Here is a 13,799-nt window from a genome sequence, read left to right on the forward strand (position 1 = left end):
ACTCGTGCCTGTCACTCAAGGGAGAGAAATCACATGAAGAAGCGATCTGCCGTGCGGGTCCTGGCCGCCGCGGTGGCCGTGGGCCTCGGCCTCGCACTCACAGCCTGCGGCAGCTCAGGCGGCTCTGGTGGAGAGGTGGCGTCCGGCGACTACTCCGGACCCAAGGTCACCGTCACCTTCTGGAACGGCTGGACGGGCGGCGCAGCACCCGTGCTGGTTCCGAAGCTCGTCGACAAGTTCAACTCGGAGCACAAGAACATCGTCGTCAAGAACGTCCCGATGGAATGGGCGGACCTGGCGAAGAAGATGCCGCTCGCCGTCAAGGCCGGAAAGGGTCCGGACGTCGCGGTCGCGCACGGCGACGATGTCGCCACATACGCCGCGCAGGGCCTGCTGCTCAAGAGCGATTCCATCGTCAAGTCCCTCGGTTACAGCGCCGACGACTTCCCGGAAGGTCTCATGAAGGCGGGCGAGTACAAAGGCGCCCAGTACGGCATCCCGTGGAGCGTCACGCCGCTCGGTCTCTACGTGAACAAGGACGTCCTCAAGCAGGCGGGCATCGACCCGACCACGATCCCCGCCGACAAGGCCTCGTACATGGATGCACTGGCGAAGCTCAAGACGGCGGGCGTCCAGGGCGAATGGGTCGACGGCTACGTGTTCACCGGAACGTTCGAGTTCCAGTCGCTGCTCTGGCAGTTCGGCGGCGACCTGTTCAACGACGACGTCACGAAGGCCACCTTCAACTCGGACGCAGGCGTGCAGGCGCTGACCCACATGGTCGACCTCATCAAGCAGGGATACAGCCCGGCCAACGTCGCTCAGGACGGCAACATCAACGCCCTGATCGCAGGCAAGACGGCATTCAACTGGAACGGCGTGTGGCAGACCACCAACACCGCGTTCGACAAGCTCGACTGGACGGCGGTCGCCGTGCCCCAGATCGGCACCGAGAAGGCGGTCTGGTCCTCATCCACCCACTGGATGTTCATGAACAACAAGGGCCAGGACAAGAACAAGACGGCCGCCGCCGCCACGTTCGTCAAGTGGATGAACGACAACTCGGCGAGCTGGCCCGACACCGGCGAGCTGCCCGCGAGCAACAGCGTGCGCAACGACCCGGCCCTGGTGAAGAAGTACCCGAACCTGAAGCCGTTCCTCGACGAACTCCCGTACGCCCACTACGAGACGTCGGCTCCCGGCATCACCAGCGTCACCGCCACGGTCACCACGGCCGTCAACGAGGCTGTCACCGGCAAGAAGTCGCCGAAGCAGGCCCTCGACGACGCCGTCGAGAAGGCGAACACCCTGCTCACCCAGAACAAGCAGACCTATGGCGAATGAGCTCGCTGTAGAGGCGGCATCCCGGCCTGGCGCCGGGGTGCCGCCTCGGCGCGCCCGGCGCAGCAGCACGCTGGCTGCGCCGCGTCGTACGAAGACGGCCTACCTCTTCCTGGCGCCGTTCCTCGTCCTGTTCCTCGTCTTCGTGGCCGGTCCGGCCGTGTTCGGCCTGTGGATCAGCCTCACCAACTGGAGCCCGTTCCGCGACACCCAGCAGTTCATCGGGCTGAAGAACTACCTCGACCTCTTCACGCCGAACTCGGCCACCTCCGGCGACTTCTGGCAGTCGATGGGCGCCACCGGCATCTTCACCGTCGCCAGCGTGCCGTTCCTTCTCGTCATCCCGCTGCTGATCGCGCAGCTCCTCAACCGCAAGATCCGCGGCGGCACGGTCTTCCGGGCCGTGTTCTTCGCGCCCTACGTCCTCGGCGTCGCGGTGATCGGCGTGATCTGGAAGTACCTGCTCGACACCCAGTCCGGCATCGTCAACCACGTGCTCGGGATGTTCGGCCTCCCCTCCGACATCCCCTGGACCGTCAACGTGCCATGGGTCTGGGTCTCCCTGGTCGGCATCACGGTGTGGTGGACCCTCGGGTTCAACACCGTCATCATCCTCGCCGGCCTCAAAGGCATCAATAACGACCTGTACGAGGCGGCAGCGCTGGACGGCGCAGGTCCCTTCCGGAAGTTCTTCAGCGTCACGCTCCCCGGCCTGCGCCAGGTCATGACGTTCGTCGTGACGGTGACCATCCTCGCCTCCGCCAACATGTTCGGTCAGTCGTACATCGTGACCAAGGGCGGCCCTGGCAACCAGACCAGGACCGCGATCATGTACATCTCCGACCAGGGGCTCTCGCAGAACAACATGGCAGCAGCGTCGGCCATGAGCTACGTGCTGTTCGTGTTCCTCGCGATCATCAGCATCGTCAACTTCCGCCTGCAGCGGGAGCGCACGGAAAGGGCACCCAGATGACGGCCGTCACCTCCCAGCAGCCTGTCGCGAGCGGAGAGGAGCAGCGCCCCGTCCGGCAGGAGCGGCGCAGGTCACCGCGCCGTACGGCCGGTCAGATCGTCCTCTACGTCGTGCTCTGCCTGGTCACCCTGCTGATCGTGCTGCCGCTGCTGTGGATCGTGCTCACGTCGTTCAAGACGGACAGCGACACCATCCAGAACCCGTTCTCGGTCTTCCCGACTCCGTGGTCGGTCGACGCGTACATCACGCTGTCGAGCGGGCAGCAGCCGATCTTCCGCTGGTTCCTCAACAGCCTGCTCGCCGCCACACTGCAGACGGCGATCATCCTGGTGACGGCCTCCGCTGCGGCATACGCCCTCGCCAGGCTGGAGTTCTGGGGCAAGAAGATCGTGTTCGGCGCCATCATCGCCACGCTGCTCGTCCCTCCGGTCATCTTCCTCATCCCGAACTACCTGATCGTGCAGAACCTGGGCTGGCTCGACACCATCTGGGCCATCTCCATCCCCGGCGCCGCGAGCGCGTTCGGCGTGTTCTTCCTCCGCCAGTTCTTCATCGGCCTGCCGGTGGAGATCGAGGAGGCGGCCAGGATCGACGGCGCAGGCGACATCAGGATCTTCTTGCAGATCGTCGTGCCGCTCGCCCGCCCCGCCCTCGCGACGCTCGCCGTGCTGAGCTTCCTCGCCAACTGGAACGACTTCCTCTGGCCGGTGTACGTGCTGCTCAGTCCGGAGAACCTCACGCTGCAGCCCGGTCTCGCCCAGCTCCAGGGCGCGTACTCGACGCACTTCGCGATCGTGATGGCCGGGGCGGTGATCGCCTCGATTCCCGTGCTGATCCTGTTCTCGATCGCTCAGCGCCACATCGTGGACAGCGTCGCCAGCTCCGGCGTGAAAGGATGAGGTCGGCGGCGGCCGGCGTCGCGGCAGCGGCGGCCGTCGCGCTGGCCGCGCTGACCGGCTGCTCGGGCAGCGCACCCGCGCCCACGTCGGGCTCCGCGTCCTCCCCCGCTGCCGGTCCGACGTTCGCGATCGATCAGGACTTCGCCGACCCCGACGTCATCGTCCACGACGAAACGGCGTACGCGTTCGCCACGAACACCCCCGGTTTCCTGGTGCGCTCGGCGACCTCGACCGACCTGCGCCACTGGACGGTGTCGGAGACGGACGCGCTCACCGCGCTGCCCGGCTGGGCGCAGCCCGGCCGCACCTGGGCGCCAGACGTGGCCGAGGTGTCCCCAGGCTCCTTCGTCATGTACCTGACCGCTCAGGATGCCGCTTCCGGCCACCAGTGCATCGGCACGGCGACGTCGACCACGCCAGGCGGCCCGTTCCTCCCCGCCTCTGAGACAGCGCTCGTCTGCCCGGTGGATGCGGGCGGTGCGATCGACGCCGCCACCTTCCGCGACGACGACGGCAGTCTGCACCTGCTCTGGAAGACGGACGGGAACTGCTGCGGCCTCGACACCTGGATCGAGACCGCCCCGCTGGCGCCAGACGGTCTCCGTCTCACGGGTGCGCCCGTCAAGCTCCTCAAGCAGGACAGGGCGTGGGAGGGTGCTCTGGTCGAGGCGCCCGACCTGGTGAAGCGCGACGGCGTCTACGTACTGTTCTTCTCCGCGAACGACTACGGCGGCGACGACTACGCCATCGGCACAGCGACGGGCTCGTCGCTGACTCAGCCGTTCACCTCCCAGGAGAGGCCGTTCCTCACGTCAGCGTCGCACGCTGGAACCTTCCACGGTCCAGGCGGCCAGAACGTCGTCAGCTTCCGCGGGAAGGACTGGCTCGTCTTCCACAGCTGGGACGACTCGTACGCCTATCGCGGGATGCTCGTGCGCCCGCTCACCTGGGACGGCGCGACCCCGCACCTCGGCTGACCGCCGGCGCCTAGCTGCCCTCCGCCGGCGTGCCCGGTCCCCACGTCACCGACTGGAACACCGCCCCCGCGTCTCCGAAGGAGGAGATGGAGCCTTCCACGTCGGCCTCGATCGGAGCCGTCGACGTCACCGTGCCGGAGTCGCCGGTCGCCGGCATCGAGAAGTCGGCCTGGAAGGTCACAGTGCCCGGCGTCGTGGTCTTCACCGGCCAGCAGCCTCCCGCGCTCACCGCAGCCTGGTCCGGCAGGTGGCAGCCGAAATCCCACGGCCCGACGGTGACCGTCGGGCGACTCTGCACCGTCCACGCGGCGTTGGTCCAGATCTCGCCAGGCTCCGCTCCGCTGCTGAGCCCGAACGAGCATCCGGCGGGCTGGGCCTCCGGCGACGCCGCGCACGTGTCGAGCCACGCCTGCGCCGACGCCTGCGCCGAGTCGAGACCCTTTTGGGTGAGGACGGCCGCATCCTGCAGCTGCACGTCGTCTGCGAAGCCGGCCACGGAAGCGGTGGCGCCCGCGAGGGTGAACCAGTCGTTTCCGGTGGACGCCGCCAGCGTGTACGTTCCGGGGAACGCATTGAGGCGCAGGGGCGCTCCCTTCCAGCCGAGCGGCACCCCGGCGAGCGTCGCATCCACCCGGCCAGGCGCACCGATGGTCACGGTGACGGTGCCGAGCGTGACGGGCGCCAGCTTCCAGCTGTCGACGCCGACCAGCGAGGCCGGTGACCACGCTCCCCTGCTGACCGCGAAGTCGCGCGTGCTCTTCGTGCCTCCGCCTGTGACCTCCGCCGTGACCGTCGCATCACGCCCGTGCGGCCGGACGGTCACGATGCGGAACGCGGTCACCCTGTCCGTCGCGTTCTTGTAAGCCTTGTTTGTGAGCAGCACATCCACTGCGCGGTGCGTGCGCCCCTCGAGCTTCGTCGCCGCCTCCACGTCTCCGCGCTTCACGTCGGTGAGGTACGCGGACACCAACGCCTGAGGGGTGGATGCGTCACGCGCCCCGATCACGAGCACCAGCGCCGTGATCCCCACCCCGAGGGCGAGCGCCGTCACGATCGACACCACCACGATCCACAGCGATCCGCGCGACCGCGCCGTCGTCTCCTGGGTCACCGAAACCTCTCCCCCTGGCCGCCGTTCCGGCCGATCGTCCCCGCCCGGGAATCATACCGGCGGATGACCCATCCACGACCCTCGGCTGATGCCGTCTCTCTCGCTCCCCGATTGACTGGATACATCGGCCAACAAGGGGGAACCACGATGACGACACTGAACCACCATCTCCCGTTCACGGGCGCGGTGCCACAGGTCAAGCGGGCTCGAGGGGTGCTCGCTTCGATCGCGGAGAACGCCTATCTGCGTTTGTTCTCCGTGCTCGTCGTCATCGCGGCCGGTGCGGTGGCGCTCGCCTTCGGAATCGCATTCGTGCTCGACCTCGTCGTGCCGGTGTTCTTCGGAGGCGAGCTCCACGCGCTGGGCGCGCTGTTCCCGCAGGTCGGCTGAGAGGCACGAGGCCTGGCGCATCCACCTCCGACTGCTTAGAGTCGGTGCGGGAGGTACCACCGATGCCACGTCTCCTCTATTCCGCCATCGCGTCCGTCGACGGCTACACGGCCGATACGTCGGGCAACTTCGACTGGGCCGCTCCGGACGAGGAGGTGCACGCCTTCGTCAACGACCTGGAGCGCAGCACCTCCACGTATCTTTACGGCAGACGCATGTACGAGACCATGCAGGTCTGGCAGACCTTCGGCGACGATCCGGACGAGTCGCCGGTGGTCGTCGACTTCGCCGGCATCTGGCGCGCCGCGGACAAGGTCGTGTACTCGGCCACGCTCGACGCCGTGTCGACCCCGCGCACCAGCCTCGAGCGCACGTTCGATCCGGATGCGGTGCGCGCTCTCGTCGCCGCAGCTCCCGGCGACGTGGGCATCGGCGGCCCGACCATCGCGGCGGCCGCACTGCGGGCCGGGCTCGTGGACGAGGTGCGGCTGATCCTGGTGCCTGTCGCGGTCGGCGGCGGAACCCCGGCGCTGCCGCGCGGGCTGAACCTCGGGCTGGAGCTGCAGGACGAGCGCCGGTTCGCGAATGGGACGGTGTTCCTGAACTACCGGGTCACGCCGAGCTGACGCGCGGCGCGCGGCTCACCCCAGCGCGAGCGTCACGCTCGGCCGCTGCAGCGCCTCTGCCAGCACCTCCAGCGTCACGCCCTGCTCCGCGAGGATCGCCAGCGGGTAGAAGAACGGGTCGTAGCCGTGCTGCGACGGTCTCACTCGCGCCCAGCAGGATCACCCAGCCGCTGACCGGCGCAGTGACCACGAGCAGGCCGGGCCCTTCGCCGAGGCCGGGGTTCTCGGCCCGCCTGGCGCAGCACGAGTCCAGGCGGCGATTCTCGCGAGCATTTCTCAGTTTTCCTTCCGCTCTACCCGTGCGCGGGGCTACCCTGAGTGCCAGGCCCGCACAGGGCCACTGCCTCTACGGGGCACGCGCCTCCGTGGCAGCAGAGCACAGTCGTGAGCTGCGAAGGAGCGCTCCAATGCCTGCTCGACGAACCACCACGGCCGCGATCGTCGGCCTCACTCTCGCCGCACTCGTCCTCGCCGCGCCGGGAGGCGCCGCCGGCATCGCCCCCAACGCGACGAGTGTGCACTTCACCGCGTCCGGCGACTACGGCACCTCGGCCAATGCGACCGCCGTGCTCGCCGGCATCGGCGCGTTGCATCCCGACCTCCACCTCGCCGTGGGCGACCTGTCGTACGGAGCCGTCGGCGATGAGCAGTCGTGGTGCGACAGCGTGACACAGGCCGTCGGTGCCGGCTTCCCGTTCGAGCTCGTCTCCGGCAACCACGAGAGCAGTGGCCAGAACGGCAACATCAACGACTTCGGCGCCTGCCTGCCCAACCAGCTCCCCGGCGCCGTCGGCACCTACGGTCGGCAGTACTACGTGGATGTGCCGCAGGGCGCTCCGCTCGTGCGCTTCCTGATGATCTCCCCCGGCCTGCCGTTCGCGGACGGCACCTGGACATACAACGCGGGCACCTCCCACTATGCCTGGACGGCGGCCGCCATCGACGGCGCGCGCGCCGCGAACATCCCGTGGGTGGTGGTCGGGATGCACAAACCCTGCCTCTCGATGGGCCAGTACGCCTGCGAGGCGGGCGCCGACCTGATGAATCTCCTCGTGGGCAAGCGCGTCGACCTGGTCGTCACCGGCCACGAGCATCTGTACCAGCGCACCAACCAGCTCGCCATCGGAGGGGCGTGCAGCGCCATCGTGCCAGGCGCATACTCCGCGAGCTGCGTCTCCGACTCCGACGCGTCGATGGTCAAGGGAGCCGGCACCGTTTTCGCGACGGTGGGCACAGGGGGCAACGGGCTTTACAACATCAACGCCGCAGACCCGGAAGCCAACTACTTCGGCGCGGAGTCCGGCGCGAACCTCACGCCGACGTACGGCTCGCTCGACGTCACAGCGACGGCGACCCAGCTCAGTGCGTCGTTCGTGAGGGCGGCCGGGGGGAACTTCGCCGACTCGTTCACCATCGCGCCGAGCGGCGGCGGGGGCAACCAGCCGCCGACCGCGAGCTTCACGAACACGTGCACCGATCTGGCGTGCTCGTTCAACGGTGCCGCGTCGAGCGATCCGGACGGCACGATCAGCACGTTCGCCTGGGACTTCGGCGATGGCGCCACCGGCACAGGCGGCACGGCCAGCCACACGTACCCGGCAGCCGGAACGTACACCGCGAGACTCACCGTGACAGACAACGGCGGAGCGAGCGGGACGACGACGAAGACGTTCGCCGTGACAGCTCCTCCGCCTCCAGCGGGCTCGCTCGCGACGGACGGCTTCGACCGTGTCATCGCGAACGGCTGGGGGACGGCTCCGACAGGCGGCCCGTGGACGGTCGCGGGGAGCGCGTCCCTCTACTCCGTCGGATCCAGTGCAGGCTTCATCCAGTTGCCGGCCGGTTCGGGAGGCACGACCAGGCTCGCCGGGGTGAACTCGGCCAACACCGATCTCCGCCTCAATATCTCGGTCGACAAGCTGCCGTCCTCCGGCAACGTCTACATCTCCCTGTCGGGCAGGCGCGTCGTCACCACCGGCTCGTATCAAGCGAAGGTCATCGTGTCCTCGGTCGGGAAGGTGACCATGCAGCTTGTCCGCGTCGACCCGAACGGCGGAGCGGAAGTGGTGCTGCAGTCGTCCGTCGCGCTGACCGGAACCTACGTGGCAGGAACGAAACTGGCGGTGCGCCTGCGCGTGACGGGCACCAGCCCCACCCTCATCCAGGCCAGAGCGTGGCCGGACGGCACGACGGAGCCGACCACCTGGCAGCGCTCGATCACCGATACGATTTCCGGGATGCAGGCGCCAGGCGGGCTGGCGATCACCGGCTACTTGTCCGGCGGCGTCGCAAACGCTCCCGTGGTCATGGCGGTGGACGACCTGGTCGCCGTGACTCCGTAGTCTGCGCGGCCGCGGATGAAGAACAGGGCGACGATCCCCATCAGGATCACGGTCCAGTTGCCCGTCGACGCGATGATGAGGAAGCCGTTCTGCTGCCCGGCCGCCGCGGTGTCGATGCCGCCCGTGGAGAGGAAGAGCGTCGGATCGGTGAGTGCGTGCGCGACGATCGCCCAGACGATGCTGCCTGTCGCGCGCATCACGAGGTACATGCAGATGCCGAAGCAGAAGGTGTACGGGATGGTGATGAGCACGGTGAGGGTGAACCCGGCGCCGATCGCGTTCGCGGTGTGCATGAGCGCGAAGATCGTCGATGACAGCACGGCGACGACCAGCTCACTGTGACCGGCGTTGCGCAGCAGGGTCACGGCGGCGCCGCGGGTCACCAGCTCCTCCGCCACGCCGATGAACACACCGGCGAGCAACGTCAGCGGCACGACACCGGGGGCGAACGACGCGTAGTCGATTCCGATCAGCCTGAGCACGATCGGGTATGCGACGACCGCGACGGCGATCCACATCCACCAGCGGCCGCGCACAGGCTGGGCGGCGAACACGCGGCGCGCCAGCCCGGAGAGCAGGAGGAACACCACGATGATCACGGCCCCGATCCCGATCGGCAGCACCAGGTACAGCAGCACGTTGATCGCACTTCCCAGCGGGCCGCCCTCGGTGATCGCGCCGCCCCACAGCTTTCCGATCAGCCAGCCGACGCCGAGATAGAGAGCCATATAGACGGCGGCGACGAGCACGGCCTTCCACCAGCCGCCGCGTTCCCAGAACGCCCGCCATCTGGATGTGTTCGCCTGCTCGTTCGTCATGTCCCCGCTCTCGACCGCGCGGAGCCACGGCGGCTCCAACCTGACAAAGCTAGCCGATCTAGCGAACCGGAACGAGGGGCCGGGCCGAGGCTGGACCGACGTTCACACCTCCACACTCACCTCGTAGACCTGGGTGGACGCGCGCCATGCAGCGAGTCTCGCCGCCCGCCGCAGCCACGGCATCGGTCATTCTGCCGATCCCGGTCCGCTCCGGTACGGTTCGGGGATACACTGCCGCCATGCGCGGTGGGTCGCCGCCTCCCGGCGGCACGGCCAGAGTCTGTCCGCTGTTCGTCGGGCGGGAAGACGCGATGGCGTTCGCCCTGCGCCGACGCGACGAAGCGGCGAGCGGCACAGGGGGGATGCTGCTGTTCGGTGGCGAGGCGGGGATCGGCAAGTCCCGGCTGCTCGACGAGGTGACGGACGCGGCCGGCGGCAGGATCGTGCGCGCCGAGGTGTTCGCGGACGACAGGGACACCCCGGGGCTTCTGGTCGACCCGGCCAGGCGCCCCGCCCACCACGATCGGATGCACGCGTGACGGCCGGGCAGGGTTCGCTCGCGCGCGTCTCCGCCTGGTTCGCCCGCCACGACCCCGGCTACGCCGCCCTTCGCCGGGCGACGCGCACGGCGATCGTCATGCCGCTGCTGTTCGCGTTCTGCAGCATCGTCCTCCGCGACCCGCAGGTGGCGACGTTCGCCGCGTTCGGGTCGTTCGCCATGCTGATGCTGGTGGACTTCGCCGGGCCGATGCGCGAGCGTCTCCAGGCACAGCTCGGATTGGCGGTCACCGGCGCCGTGTTCGTGTGCCTCGGGACGCTCGCATCCCGCCCGGTGTGGCTGGCCGTGGCTGGGATGGCCGTGGTCGCGTTCGCCGTGCTGTTCGCAGGGACCGTCAGCTCGGTGCTGGCGTCGGCGAGCACGTCCCTGCTGCTGGCGTTCATCCTGCCGGTGACCCTGCCCGGCACGGTCGACTCCATCCCGCCGCGGCTGCTGGGATGGGGCCTGGCGGCCGTTGTCGGGTTCGTCGCCATCGCGGTGTTGTGGCCGGCCCCTGCGCGCGAGCCGCTGCGAGCGCCTGCTGCCGCCGCTGCCCGCGCGCTCGCGACTCGTCTGCGCGCCGATGTCGCCTACCTGCACGGCGACGGCGACCCCGCGTCGGCGACGGCGCGCACGCAGGCGACGGCGGTCGCGGACGCGGCAATCGCCGGACTGCAGTCCGTCTTCCTCGCCTCCCCATACCGCCCGACCGGCTTGAGCACACCGGCACGCACGGTGGTCAGGCTGGTCGACGAGCTCACCTGGCTGAACCTGCAGATCTCCCAGTCGGTGCTTTCCCCTCCAATCGGATCGTCGCGGCCGTCGCCGGTTCGCGAGGCTGCTCTGCAGACGAAGCTCGCCGCTGCCGAAGCACTGGATGCGGGCGCCGAGCTCCTGCGGCAGACCGGCGGAGACCCCGGGCCGCTCGAAGCTGCTCTGCAGCGCCTCGCGCAGGCACGCGCTGCGGTGTACGCGGCGGCGATGTCCGTGCCGACGCTGCCGGGGAGCGCCGACGGAAGCGACCGACTGGTCTCCGCGCTCGACCCGGGTTTCCGCGCGCAGGAGCTCAGCCGCGCCGTCGATCAGGCCGCGAGGAACATCGCCCTGACCGCGAGGGCGGAGCGCCGCACCTGGTGGCAGCGCGTCCTCGGAAGGCAGCCGGGGGATGTTCCGGGCCCGCTCTCGGCCGCCGAGGAGAGGGCGAGCGGCTACTTCACCTGGCATTCGGTGTGGCTGAGGAACAGCATCCGGGGTGCTGCCGCCCTCGGGATCGCGGTGCTGCTGGCGGACGTCACGGGCGTCCAGCACTCGTTCTGGGTGGTGCTCGGCACACTGTCGGTGCTCCGCTCCAACGCCCTCAGCACGGGTCAGACGGCGCTGCGCGGAGTGCTCGGCACGTCGCTCGGCGTGATCGTCGGCGCCCTGTTGCTCTTCGCGATCGGTACGAACACGGTGGCCCTGTGGATCCTTCTGCCGTTCGCGATCCTGCTGGCGGGCATCGCCCCTGCCGCGATCTCGTTCGCCGCCGGCCAGGCGGCGTTCACGATCACGCTGGTGCTTCTGTTCAACATCATCGTGCCAACCGGCTGGACGGTCGGCCTCCTCCGCATCGAGGACATCGCCATCGGCTGCGGCGTCAGCCTGCTCGTCGGCGTGCTCTTCTGGCCACGCGGCGCCTCGGCCGCCCTGCGCCAGGCGCTGGCGGAGGCGTACGCAGACGGCCTGCGCTACCTCACCGCTGCGGTCTCCTACGGCTTGACCAGGTGCGAATCCGCGGCGTCCGAGGTCCCCCGCCCCACCGCGCAGTCCCTCCGCGCCGCCGCCTCCTCCCGGCGCCTCGACGACACCTTCCGCACCTACCTGTCCGAGCGCGGCACCAAGCGCCATCCCCTCGCCCAGGTGACGGCACTGGTCACCGGCGTGGCAGGTGTCCGCCTCGCCGGCGACTCGCTGATCGACGTCTGGCGCGGGCAGCATCCCGCGCATGGCGACCTCGACGGTGCCCGCGAGTCCCTGCAACGACAGGCGGACCGCCTCACCCGCTGGTACGACGACCTCGGCCGCGACCTCCTCACCCGCGCGGACCCACCGGCACCGCTCGACGCTGACCCGGGACTCGACCAGCGCCTGACGGATGCGGTCTCGCGCGACGGCGAGGACGCATCCATCGGGGCGGCCACCGTCGTTCGCCTCGTCTGGACCGCCGACTACCTGGATGTGGTGCGCCGGCTACAGGCGCTCATCGTCTTTCCGCGCGACCCCGCGTGAAGTCCGGGAGCCGCCACGATCCGTCGAACGCCGCGGGTTCCGGGCCGTAGATGCGGAAATAGACGAACCATCCGACGCCTGGCTTGGTCTTGATCCACCTGGTCGCGTCGCTCGGGTCGGTCGGCGCCTCCGGTGCGAAGTGCAGACGCACCGTGTCTCCGGTGAGGTCCTGGAGCTCGTACATGGAGCGGAGAGCGGCGGAGTTCTGGTCGGTGAGGATCTCGCTCCGCGTTTCGGCGTCGTAGACGGTGATCGACCAGAACAGCGTCGCCGGCACGGGGAGGGGAACATCGAGGACGTACGAGTTCTCTCCGTACAGATAGTCCCCGTCGGCGTCCCGGAGCCCGAGCCAGTACAGGGAGCCTGCTCCCGGTGCGCGAGCGAACATCGCCGGCGACTCGACCTGCGCCTGGTAGAACCACTTCTCGCGGGCGTAGAGATCGGTATAGTCCGGCGTGTCGAAGGTCCCGTTGTCCGACCGCAGGACGGCCCATTCCCACTGGGTGCCCGGCCAGACCTGCTTGGCCGGGCTGCGGTCGGCGAACGACTGCGCGAGCAGGTGAGCGTGGCCGATCGCGGCGGCCTTCTCGAGGATCGCGGTCAGCCGTGCATCCGGCTCGAACGGCACGCCGCGCGCGATACCGAGCTGCGCCAGCTCTCCGTATTCATACCGGTATGCGGGGTTGGGCGGCTCCTCCTGCAGGGTGTCGTGCAGTACGCGCCAATAGTCCAGCCCGGTCTCCCAGCGCACGGGGGTGAAGTCGGCGCCGTCCAGTAGGGAGAGATCGACCCAGGTGGTCTCGGGCCAATCGTCTCGCGGCTCCAGCGGGTACACCTTCACCGACTGCATCAGCCGGTCCGCGGCCTCCATGTCTCCACCGATCGGCATCGCGCGGATGAGCCCGAGAACCCGGTTGGTCGTCGACCGCCCGGCATACATCCCGTCCGGGACCTCGCCGGTCCAGCCGGGCGGCAGCACCACGTGCGTGCCTCCCGCCGCCTTCGCGGGTCCGGGGAGGCCGTAGTCCATCACCCAGAGCTGATTGAGGTCGTTGAAGGTTCCCATGATCGGCCCAGGCGGGACTTCGAGGACGATCGGGCCGTCCGACAGGTCGAGGGCGACGGCACCGTACGGGGTGTCCGAGTTCGGCGTGAAGACGAACTGCTTCGGTGTTCCCTTCAAGGCGGGGAAGACCTGATTCGGCACGACGCCGCCATCCAGGTTGCCCCGCCAGGTCGCTTCGAACGAGACGGTCGGATAGAAGAACCGGTACGCGTGCAACGCCCGCACCAGATCGGCCTCGTCGAACGCGAGCGCCGCCGTGTCCCCATTCGGGAAGCCACCCGTGATCACATACGCAGACTCATCGAACATGGCCGATTCCCCTCGCCGGAACCGCCACACCGCAGTGGCGGTCTCTGGCCACAAGCTACCGCGCAGCGCGCGAGCCGCCTAGAGCTAGGGTCCGCTGTGGACAGCAAACGGCAAAACACGAAGGGCCGGATCGACATGTCC

13 protein-coding genes are annotated in these 13,799 nt (G+C 68.9%); 9 read left to right on the forward strand and 4 right to left on the reverse strand.

All coding sequences use genetic code 11. The annotated features are described in order from the left end of the window. Positions 1–33 precede the first annotated feature (33 nt). The 4 genes from ASE16_RS15530 to ASE16_RS15545 are packed head-to-tail and all read left to right on the forward strand — an operon-like array spanning position 34 to position 4,190. Complete coding sequence (locus ASE16_RS15530; protein WP_055897066.1) at positions 34–1,344, forward strand: ABC transporter substrate-binding protein; 1,311 nt, start codon at positions 34–36, stop codon at positions 1,342–1,344. Further along, positions 1,334–2,314, forward strand: coding sequence for a carbohydrate ABC transporter permease (locus ASE16_RS15535; RefSeq protein ID WP_055897071.1), 981 nt, complete (start codon positions 1,334–1,336; stop codon positions 2,312–2,314). The genes ASE16_RS15530 and ASE16_RS15535 overlap by 11 nt, the downstream gene beginning before the upstream one ends. Further along, positions 2,311–3,213 (forward strand): carbohydrate ABC transporter permease, encoded by a 903-nt coding sequence (locus ASE16_RS15540; protein ID WP_055897074.1) that lies wholly within the window; start codon positions 2,311–2,313, stop codon positions 3,211–3,213. The genes ASE16_RS15535 and ASE16_RS15540 overlap by 4 nt, the downstream gene beginning before the upstream one ends. Beyond that, on the forward strand, positions 3,210–4,190 hold the full coding sequence (locus tag ASE16_RS15545; protein WP_055897078.1) for a glycoside hydrolase family 43 protein: 981 nt from the start codon (positions 3,210–3,212) through the stop codon (positions 4,188–4,190). Before ASE16_RS15540 ends, ASE16_RS15545 begins: the two co-directional genes overlap by 4 nt. A 10-nt stretch (positions 4,191–4,200) precedes the next feature. Here the strand turns inward: ASE16_RS15545 and ASE16_RS15550 are convergent, their stop codons facing one another. Then, the gene (locus ASE16_RS15550; protein ID WP_055897082.1) at positions 4,201–5,301 is read right to left on the reverse strand and encodes a hypothetical protein; all 1,101 of its coding nucleotides are present in this window, start codon (positions 5,299–5,301) and stop codon (positions 4,201–4,203) included. Positions 5,302–5,448: 147 nt separating this feature from the next. On the opposite strand from ASE16_RS15550, the gene ASE16_RS15555 reads away from it, so the two are divergent. After that, positions 5,449–5,691 carry a hypothetical protein gene (locus ASE16_RS15555; protein WP_055897087.1) on the forward strand — a complete coding sequence of 81 codons (243 nt, stop codon included), beginning with the start codon at positions 5,449–5,451 and terminating at the stop codon, positions 5,689–5,691. A gap of 62 nt (positions 5,692–5,753) precedes the next feature. Next, the gene (locus ASE16_RS15560; RefSeq protein ID WP_055897091.1) at positions 5,754–6,317 is read left to right on the forward strand and encodes a dihydrofolate reductase family protein; all 564 of its coding nucleotides are present in this window, start codon (positions 5,754–5,756) and stop codon (positions 6,315–6,317) included. Between the two features lie 15 nt (positions 6,318–6,332). On the opposite strand, the gene ASE16_RS20285 is transcribed toward ASE16_RS15560, so the two are convergent. Next, on the reverse strand, positions 6,333–6,461 hold the full coding sequence (locus tag ASE16_RS20285) for a hypothetical protein (RefSeq protein WP_268765821.1): 129 nt from the start codon (positions 6,459–6,461) through the stop codon (positions 6,333–6,335). 263 nt (positions 6,462–6,724) lie between these two features. Here ASE16_RS20285 and ASE16_RS15565 point away from each other — a divergent pair, with 263 nt between their 5' ends. After that, positions 6,725–8,659, forward strand: a complete 1,935-nt coding sequence (locus tag ASE16_RS15565; protein WP_055897094.1) for a PKD domain-containing protein — start codon at positions 6,725–6,727, stop codon at positions 8,657–8,659. Here the strand turns inward: ASE16_RS15565 and ASE16_RS15570 are convergent. Further along, on the reverse strand, positions 8,587–9,477 hold the full coding sequence (locus ASE16_RS15570; protein ID WP_055897097.1) for a CPBP family intramembrane glutamic endopeptidase: 891 nt from the start codon (positions 9,475–9,477) through the stop codon (positions 8,587–8,589). The two genes, ASE16_RS15565 and ASE16_RS15570, sit on opposite strands and share 73 nt — an antisense overlap. Before the next feature lie 239 nt (positions 9,478–9,716). Here ASE16_RS15570 and ASE16_RS15575 point away from each other — a divergent pair, with 239 nt between their 5' ends. Both ASE16_RS15575 and ASE16_RS15580 read left to right on the forward strand, forming a co-directional pair. Then, complete coding sequence (locus ASE16_RS15575; RefSeq protein ID WP_157480422.1) at positions 9,717–10,016, forward strand: ATP-binding protein; 300 nt, start codon at positions 9,717–9,719, stop codon at positions 10,014–10,016. Next, complete coding sequence (locus tag ASE16_RS15580) at positions 10,013–12,283, forward strand: FUSC family protein (RefSeq protein ID WP_055897104.1); 2,271 nt, start codon at positions 10,013–10,015, stop codon at positions 12,281–12,283. Before ASE16_RS15575 ends, ASE16_RS15580 begins: the two co-directional genes overlap by 4 nt. Here the strand turns inward: ASE16_RS15580 and ASE16_RS15585 are convergent. Next, positions 12,255–13,658, reverse strand: a complete 1,404-nt coding sequence (locus ASE16_RS15585) for a DUF1254 domain-containing protein (RefSeq protein ID WP_055897107.1) — start codon at positions 13,656–13,658, stop codon at positions 12,255–12,257. The genes ASE16_RS15580 and ASE16_RS15585 overlap by 29 nt on opposite strands. Positions 13,659–13,799: the final 141 nt, after the last annotated feature.

This window comes from Leifsonia sp. Root227, from assembly GCF_001428745.1.
Lineage (GTDB): Bacteria > Actinomycetota > Actinomycetes > Actinomycetales > Microbacteriaceae > Leifsonia.

What these genes read in the sequence shown, in the direction of transcription:
- ASE16_RS15530 (WP_055897066.1), top strand. Translation starts at nt 34, where the DNA reads ATGAAGAAGCGATCTGCCGTGCGGGTCCTGGCCGCCGCGGTGGCCGTG.
- ASE16_RS15535 (WP_055897071.1), top strand. Translation starts at nt 1,334, where the DNA reads ATGGCGAATGAGCTCGCTGTAGAGGCGGCATCCCGGCCTGGCGCCGGG.
- ASE16_RS15540 (WP_055897074.1), top strand. Translation starts at nt 2,311, where the DNA reads ATGACGGCCGTCACCTCCCAGCAGCCTGTCGCGAGCGGAGAGGAGCAG.
- ASE16_RS15545 (WP_055897078.1), top strand. Translation starts at nt 3,210, where the DNA reads ATGAGGTCGGCGGCGGCCGGCGTCGCGGCAGCGGCGGCCGTCGCGCTG.
- ASE16_RS15555 (WP_055897087.1), top strand. Translation starts at nt 5,449, where the DNA reads ATGACGACACTGAACCACCATCTCCCGTTCACGGGCGCGGTGCCACAG.
- ASE16_RS15560 (WP_055897091.1), top strand. Translation starts at nt 5,754, where the DNA reads ATGCCACGTCTCCTCTATTCCGCCATCGCGTCCGTCGACGGCTACACG.
- ASE16_RS15565 (WP_055897094.1), top strand. Translation starts at nt 6,725, where the DNA reads ATGCCTGCTCGACGAACCACCACGGCCGCGATCGTCGGCCTCACTCTC.
- ASE16_RS15570 (WP_055897097.1), bottom strand. Translation starts at nt 9,477, where the DNA reads ATGACGAACGAGCAGGCGAACACATCCAGATGGCGGGCGTTCTGGGAA.
- ASE16_RS15575 (WP_157480422.1), top strand. Translation starts at nt 9,717, where the DNA reads ATGCGCGGTGGGTCGCCGCCTCCCGGCGGCACGGCCAGAGTCTGTCCG.
- ASE16_RS15585 (WP_055897107.1), bottom strand. Translation starts at nt 13,658, where the DNA reads ATGTTCGATGAGTCTGCGTATGTGATCACGGGTGGCTTCCCGAATGGG.